General features: G+C 34.8%; 5 protein-coding genes. All 5 read right to left on the reverse strand.

All coding sequences use genetic code 11. The annotated features are described in order from the left end of the window. A partial coding sequence (locus PHC76_RS07580; protein WP_299970287.1) for a hypothetical protein occupies nt 1-1,252 on the reverse strand: 1,252 nt, incomplete at its 3' end. Between the two features lie 271 nt (nt 1,253-1,523). Beyond that, nucleotides 1,524-2,714 carry a hypothetical protein gene (locus PHC76_RS07585; RefSeq protein ID WP_299970290.1) on the reverse strand — a complete coding sequence of 397 codons (1,191 nt, stop codon included), beginning with the start codon at nt 2,712-2,714 and terminating at the stop codon, nt 1,524-1,526. 7 nt (nt 2,715-2,721) lie between these two features. Then, nucleotides 2,722-5,235, reverse strand: coding sequence for a glycosyltransferase family 2 protein (locus tag PHC76_RS07590; protein WP_300209905.1), 2,514 nt, complete (start codon nt 5,233-5,235; stop codon nt 2,722-2,724). A 10-nt stretch (nt 5,236-5,245) separates the two neighbouring features. Next, a complete protein-coding gene (locus tag PHC76_RS07595) occupies nt 5,246-7,873 on the reverse strand; it encodes a glycosyltransferase family 2 protein (protein ID WP_300209907.1) in 2,628 nt (875 codons plus the stop codon). A gap of 71 nt (nt 7,874-7,944) precedes the next feature. Next, nucleotides 7,945-8,151: hypothetical protein (locus tag PHC76_RS07600; RefSeq protein WP_299970301.1), on the reverse strand; the 207-nt coding region annotated here is incomplete at its 5' end.

The raw sequence follows: 8,151 nt of genomic DNA on the forward strand, positions 1-8,151 counted from the left end.
GTGCTTCATGACTTGCTATCTCCTCTTGGAGAATAATCATTTGTTGTTCCGCTTGTGCCTGTACTTCTTGGGCATTACTGAGTTGACTCTCTAGCTCTTGTTTTTGCCCTCGCAATGAAGCTATCACTGAAGCTTTGTGTTGAATCTCCGCCTCTTGTTGTTGCAGTGTCTCGTTTTGTTGTGCTACGTGTTGGTCTTTTAAATAAATCATTTCAGATGTCAAAATAGTGTTTACAGAAGTAATATTATTTAATTCACAGTAAATATTTGGGAATCGTCCTTCTTTTTTGCCATGGCTTAAAAAATGTTCAAAAGGATCCTTACTGCTTCCTTTAATATCTTTATATTTGTTTAAATAATATTCTTTATCAAATGTAGTAATGTCTTTTATTTTTTCTAGGATAGAATTTTGTTCTTTCAACTGTCGTATAAAATCGAATAGTTCACTGTGTTGAAAAAAATCTAACGAAAAGAGAAAATCTTTTCGTATTTCATTTAAAATGTCATAATCAAAATTTTTCTCTTTTATGATTTTTAAAATTTTTTGCAAAAAGAGAGGTGTGTCTTGTGTGAAATTTTCTATTGAAATATTATTGTGTTTGACGGAGCTATCTATAAAGTCTTTTGTGATTTTTGACTTTCGTGATTTAGAAATTTCTAAGCCTGTAAATTGTTCTAGTGTCGTTAAAGTATTTTGAGTATTGTCAACAAGCTCATCGAATGATATAAAAAGTCTTTCATAGTTTTTACTAAAATAATTGGCGGATAAAAAATGTTTTGACCATAAAATCAAGCTTTTCTCATATGAAAAATCATCTCTTTTTTTTAATGAAGCTGCCACTTCTATTGGATTTCTATAAGGAATAATAATTTTTATTTCAATGCCAAGTTTTTTGCATGCTTCTTCCCAGATCGGAAAAAGAAGACATATTCGTGGATCTTTGATAACAAAATTCGATGAGTAACGAAATTCATTTTCAATTATTTTTTGAGCCTCAATAATATAAAGTTCTTTTTGCGATTGATCTAGTTTTGTAATGTCAAATCGATAATCACTCCATGATGATCCAAATTCATCTAGAATTTTTTCATTTAATCTATAAATAAAATTATTTTCAAAATAACCCTTAGGATTAGCATCGTTTGGCCACATTAGATCACTACCTAACTCAAGCCCCATGTAGTTTAAAACACCACTCACAGCGGATGTGCCTGAACGATGCATCCCTAAGACCATAATACATTTTTGCATGGTTTACTCTTTTTTATAGTGAAACATAATAAGTAGATTATATTTTAAAACAGCATAAAACACACTTAACAGGCTTCCATGTCAATTAATGTTAATGTGAGTTTCGGATAAGAGATGTGTGTGTTGTAGAGTTTAGAAGAGGGAGATGAGGTTCAACAATTATTTAAGTGCATTGAAAAAGCTATGCTGGTTTGTATAAGGATGACCTACGAAATTATTTGTAAAATTGGATAGTTTTATGGCAATTTCCATAATATGGAAAAAGATAGCTTCATGAGTTTTGAGCTGTTCTTAATGTCAAATATTCATGAAGTTTTTTTTCAATTACTGGTCCAGTTGGACGTAGGATATGTGCAACAGACATGAATAGTATTGCTTCTTCTAGATCTCTATTTTCGCGTTCCATGGCAGCATCTCTTAGTACATCGGGTATCCTTGTGTCATTAATATTTAAAGGCTGCAGATTACTACTATTATTATCTTGTATATTGCTATTTTCGAATTTAAATGATTCAGTATATTGCATAATAGTCTCTAAAAATAGAAAATAATCGGGATCTATTTCAGGAATTGTGCTCTCTAGGTATTTGTTCTCTTTAGAAAAAATTTGTAATTTTTTCTCCTTATTAAAAAAAGTGTTATTAATCCAATCAATATCTTTTGAAAATACTTTTTCTATGTGTTGATGGATCTTTTCAGAATAATAGATAGGGGTTTGTTTTTCTGGGTTGGCTTTAATCAGTCTGTCCGATATTAAACTACAGATATCCTCTCTCATGCCTTTACCGCGTGAAATATAGAGCTGATTTACGTATCGAAGTAACTCTGCCTCTTGAAGCGTTAAGGAGCGATTTACTTTATTTTCGTTAATTGCCGGAACATTTAAATTTGTTCGATCAATTGCTTCTAAAAAACTTTTATCTAATTGACTTTTTGCTGTATCATAATGAATAACTTTTATATTATCAAAAACGCTATGCCAGTTTCGTACAACTGAAAACTGTTGTAATGAATGACATAATATCGCATAATTTGAAAAGGTATTTGTGTATAGATGGCGTTTTATTAATTGTAGGTAAGATGAATACATCATGTCATAAACATCTCTAACATAAGCAATAATTACAGGCTCTAAATTAAGGCGAGTAAATAGCAATTTGAGTTCGATTAGTTGACTGTTGTTAAGACGTTGAAATGCTTCTGAAGAAAGTAAAATATCTTGATTGTCATTTATATGTCGGAGTAAATTAGTAAAAAATTCTTCCCCTTTTCCCTCCATAATAGCATTAGTCACACCGGCTGCATTTCCTGATGAAATGTCATATTCACCTAAGCGTTTTTGACCAAAAAGGGGATAGCTTAATCCATTTTTTTCTAAAAAATTAGCATTGTGATTTAGCCATAACTGTAAGGCAGAAGAGCCTGTTTTGCCACATCCTATGTGTAAATATATTTTTTTCATAGCTTAATTATGTCCTAACTTTAATATCTACAGAAAAATCTTCTCTATCTAATGTAAGATTAGAATTATAGTAGGGGTCCCCTTGTGTTAAGATTTTTTGATGATTTTTTTTCATATACTCAATCTCTTGTTGAAACCGTTTGATTTTTTCAGGATTATCTTCCGCACCACGTGAGATCGATTCATGGTGATACGCCTCGCAATAAGGGGTAAAAACATTTAAATATCCCGCTTCAACTAAGCGAAGACAAAAATCGACATCGTTAAACGCTATTTTTAAATCCACCTCGTTTAGTCCACCGACCGTATCATAAGCAGAACGTTTCACCATCAAACATGCCGCGGTCACCGAAAGAAGATTTTGGGAGATATTAAGACGGAAAAAATATCCGGGGTGCTCTTTTGGGAAATGTTTATGAGAATGTCCGGCAACTCCACCTAATCCTACAATAACCCCTGCATGCTGGATGGTATCATTGGGGTAATAGAGTTTAGCTCCTACCGCACCGATATCAGGGCGTTGGGAAAACTCTAACATCGACTCTATCCATTCGGGTGTAATGATCTCTATATCGTTGTTTAACAATACGATATGCTCACCTTTAGCATAAGTATGTACTGCATAGTTATTGATCTCAGAGTAGTTAAATGGTTTGTTGTACTCATAAAAATGAACCCTGCTATCTAGTTTTTCGAGTTGTTTCATCATCGAAAAAGTTGATGTTTCGGTACTGTTATTGCTGATACCGATAATCTCATAATTTTCGTAGGTTGATTTGTCGAGAATTGAATCAATACACATTTTAAGCAATTCAGGTTTGTCTTTAAATGGGATGATGATACTCACTAGAGGATCAAATTTAATGGCATATTTGACTCTATAGGTTCCAGGATACTTTCCGTTTTCAACTGTAGCATCAAGACTGCGCCGTTTGATTGTATTTTCTAAGGCTAGTTTTCCAGCCTCTTGGGCGTATGATTTATCGCTGAATTCTGCTGCGGTTGAACCCGGAATTTTTCGCCAATGGTACAGCACTTTGGGTATATGGACGATTTTATTGGTTTGTTCTAATACTTTGAGATAAAGATCATAGTCTTGTGAACCCTCTACTTCTGTGCTAAATCCACCAACAGTATCGATTAACTCTTTTTTAATGACTCCGAGATGGCTGATATAGTTTTGGCTTAAAATCATATCGGGGGCATAGTCAGGTTTATAGTGAACATCACTGTGTGTCCCGTTCATTTCGATCTTATCTTCATCGGAATAAATAAACTCTGCTCCCGATTCATTAATCGTTTTAGCTACTTCATAAAGAGCATCTACGGTTAGTTCATCATCGTGATCCATTAGCACGATGTACTCTCCGCTAGCCATTTTTAGGGCAACATTGGAGGCTTCGGAAATATTAACGTTTTTAGTAAGAAGCTCTATTTTTATTTTAGGGTCATTGATACTTTTTAAATACTCTATCGTATCTTTGTTGGTGCTTGCATCATCGACTATGCACAGTTCCCAATTCGGATACCATTGGCTTCGAACCGACTCTATCGCCATCTCTAGCCATTTTGGCTCTACGTTATATACTGGCATGATGATCGAAAATGTGAGGTTTTCGGAAATAGTGCCGATTACTTGACTTAATTCTTCATCTAATTCAGGTTCGGTGTAAAAGTAATTCGAATACCCTTTTAATCGTCGTGTTCCTCTAGTCATTTCTGTATAGCCATACACTAAAAAGTGCTCATATGGCATAGTGATCTCATGACGTTGCATCGCCGCTAAAATATCAGGATTGAGTGAGACGTATTTGCATTCAGAGAGAAATGGAATACGCGGATGTAATTTGCGCTCTCCTTTGCGTGCTTCATGAATACCACATCGGATAAAATGGTCCCATCCGTTTTCAAACTCTCCTATTTTTATTGCATCGTATACATCGGGATTAGCTTTTAAATAGTTTTTTTCATCAAATAATTTAGTAATATTTTTTAGAATTTCAGAAGATATCTCAAAAACATATTCTCCTTCCAGTAACCGTTCTCCTGATAAAAACTGGTGCATTCCATACTCTAAAAAATGGTGAAAAGGGGAAAAGGCTATAGTATTTTGTGCTGTTAGCTCAAGATCTGGATTTGCACGCAGATAATCGTTTTCACTCATATATGGAAAAGGATTGCCGATTCGACGAGTTCCATTTTTCACCTCGTCGTAACCGAAGAGAATGAAATGTTCTAAAGCATTTAAAAATTTTTCTTCTTGGATTGCTTCAGCGATATCAGGATTGGCTAATAGATAGCTCTCTTCACTAAAAACATCTAAGAATGGGAGTGGAATCTGCATAAATTTATTTAAAAGAGCATAAAACTCTTTTTGTAACATAAAATTAGAATTGATTTTTGTGGTATCTGATAAAGTTTTGGTAATTAGATATTCGTCTGTTTGATGGTTCAGTTGATCGAGATAATAGCACAAATATTTTTGTTGTAACAGTGAAAAGTTGGCTAAATTTTTATTCATTTGGTATTTTTTACCTATAGGTGAAATCTTCTCGATCTAAAGTAAGATTAGAATTATAGTAGGGGTCCCCTAAATTTAGTATCTTTTGATATTTTGATTGCATATAGTTAACTTCGTTTGCAAAGCGTAATTTTTTTTCATCGGTATCTTCTGCACCACGTGAGATTGATTCATGGTGATACGCCTCGCAATAAGGGGTAAAAACATTTAAATATCCCGCTTCAACTAAGCGAAGACAAAAATCGACATCGTTAAACGCTATTTTTAAATCCACCTCGTTTAGTCCACCGACCGTATCATAAGCAGAACGTTTCACCATCAAACATGCCGCGGTCACCGAAAGAAGATTTTGGGAGATATTAAGACGGAAAAAATATCCGGGGTGCTCTTTTGGGAAATGTTTATGAGAATGTCCGGCAACTCCACCTAATCCTACAATAACCCCTGCATGCTGGATGGTATCATTGGGGTAATAGAGTTTAGCTCCTACCGCACCGATATCAGGGCGTTGGGAAAACTCTAACATCGACTCTATCCATTCGGGTGTAATGATCTCTATATCGTTGTTTAACAATACGATATGCTCACCTTTAGCATAAGTATGTACTGCATAGTTATTGATCTCAGAGTAGTTAAATGGTTTGTTGTACTCATAAAAATGAACCCTGCTATCTAGTTTTTCGAGTTGTTTCATCATCGAAAAAGTTGATGTTTCGGTACTGTTATTGCTGATACCGATAATCTCATAATTTTCGTAGGTTGATTTGTCGAGAATTGAATCAATACACATTTTAAGCAATTCAGGTTTGTCTTTAAATGGGATGATGATACTCACTAGAGGATCAAATTTAATGGCATATTTGACTCTATAGGTTCCAGGATACTTTCCGTTTTCAACTGTAGCATCAAGACTGCGCCGTTTGATTGTATTTTCTAAGGCTAGTTTTCCAGCCTCTTGGGCGTATGATTTATCGCTGAATTCTGCTGCGGTTGAACCCGGAATTTTTCGCCAATGGTACAGCACTTTGGGTATATGGACGATTTTATTGGTTTGTTCTAATACTTTGAGATAAAGATCATAGTCTTGTGAACCCTCTACTTCTGTGCTAAATCCACCAACAGTATCGATTAACTCTTTTTTAATGACTCCGAGATGGCTGATATAGTTTTGGCTTAAAATCATATCGGGGGCATAGTCAGGTTTATAGTGAACATCACTGTGTGTCCCGTTCATTTCGATCTTATCTTCATCGGAATAAATAAACTCTGCTCCCGATTCATTAATCGTTTTAGCTACTTCATAAAGAGCATCTACGGTTAGTTCATCATCGTGATCCATTAGCACGATGTACTCTCCGCTAGCCATTTTTAGGGCAACATTGGAGGCTTCGGAAATATTAACGTTTTTAGTAAGAAGCTCTATTTTTATTTTAGGGTCATTGATACTTTTTAAATACTCTATCGTATCTTTGTTGGTGCTTGCATCATCGACTATGCACAGTTCCCAATTCGGATACCATTGGCTTCGAACCGACTCTATCGCCATCTCTAGCCATTTTGGCTCTACGTTATATACTGGCATGATGATGCTGAAGAAGATAGCACTCGAAAGGGGGTCGATCTCTGGTCTAAATTTTGGAGGAAAATAAAAATATTTTTTATTATTAGGGAGTTTTCGTAAACCCGTTCGTATCTCATGTGCACCTAATAACAAAAAGTGCTCAAAAGGAGAAACCATATTTCCTTGTTTTAATTCTTGAAAAATATCGTGAAAGTAAAAAACATATTCGCATTCATTGATAGCAGGAACATCGGGATCAATTTGACGATTCCCCTGTCGAATTTCATGAATACCGCATCGGATAAAATGCTCCCATTCATTTTTAAATTTCCCCTCATTTATCGCATCGGATATATCTGGATTGGCATCTATATATTTGGTAACTGAAAAAATCATTTTCAGTTTTTTCAATAGATTTTTAGTTATACCGAATGGGTAGCTTCCTCCAATATTACGTCGTTTATCGATAAACTCTTGATATCCGTTTTCTAAAAAATGCTGGTATCCACTTGTGAGTTCTTTTTTTTCTACCAGCAGGCGGATATCGTTGTTGTTTTGAAGGTAGTCATTTTCGGTAATAAAGGGAAATTCATTTCCTATTCTTCGTCTACCCTCTAATATCTCATCATAGCCGTATAAAATAAAATGTTCTCTAGGATTTTTAAATATCTTTTGTTCTATTGCTGATTGAACATCAGCATTTGCAATGAGATAGCTTTTGGTATCAAAAGCATACCAAAACACTTGTGGAATTCTCTCTGCTTTTTCTTTTAATACGGATGCCATTAAAGGATCTTTAGCCATTTTTTGTTTTATAAGTAATTGAAAATGGAGATATTTTTTTTGAAGATTTGATGTATTAAAAAAAGTAGATGATTTATAGTGACCAAAAAAATGGGCTTCTTTTATTTGCGTATATTCAATCATTAATCGAGAAGTCATTCCATCCCAGCCATGCTTATGATAGCGGGCATAGGATTTGCGAAAAATTCGGTCTGCCTTAATCCCTTGTCGATAGTCATTCCAAGAAATTTTTGAAGCTATTTTTAAAAAAGTGATCCAATTTATACTATTCAACTCATTATCTTTTACTTAATTTTGTGTTTTAAAGTATATCTTGGACTTCCTTAGAGTGTCATTATTAGTGTTTATACTACCGTAAAGTCCACACTTGTAACCGTCGGGTGTCCTGTTAGAGTAGCAAACTGAACCGCTGCGGTTGCTCCACTACCATCGGCATCATAGCTGAGTGTTCCGGTAGTAGTGTTATAGAGAATGTAATCATTAGCATCGGTTGCCGTACCGGTTGCATTGGCTTTTAAGAAAGCAGTATTGAGTGCACCTGTTGTTGTGAG

The sequence above is a fragment of the Sulfuricurvum sp. genome (assembly GCF_028710345.1).
Lineage (GTDB): Bacteria > Campylobacterota > Campylobacteria > Campylobacterales > Sulfurimonadaceae > Sulfuricurvum.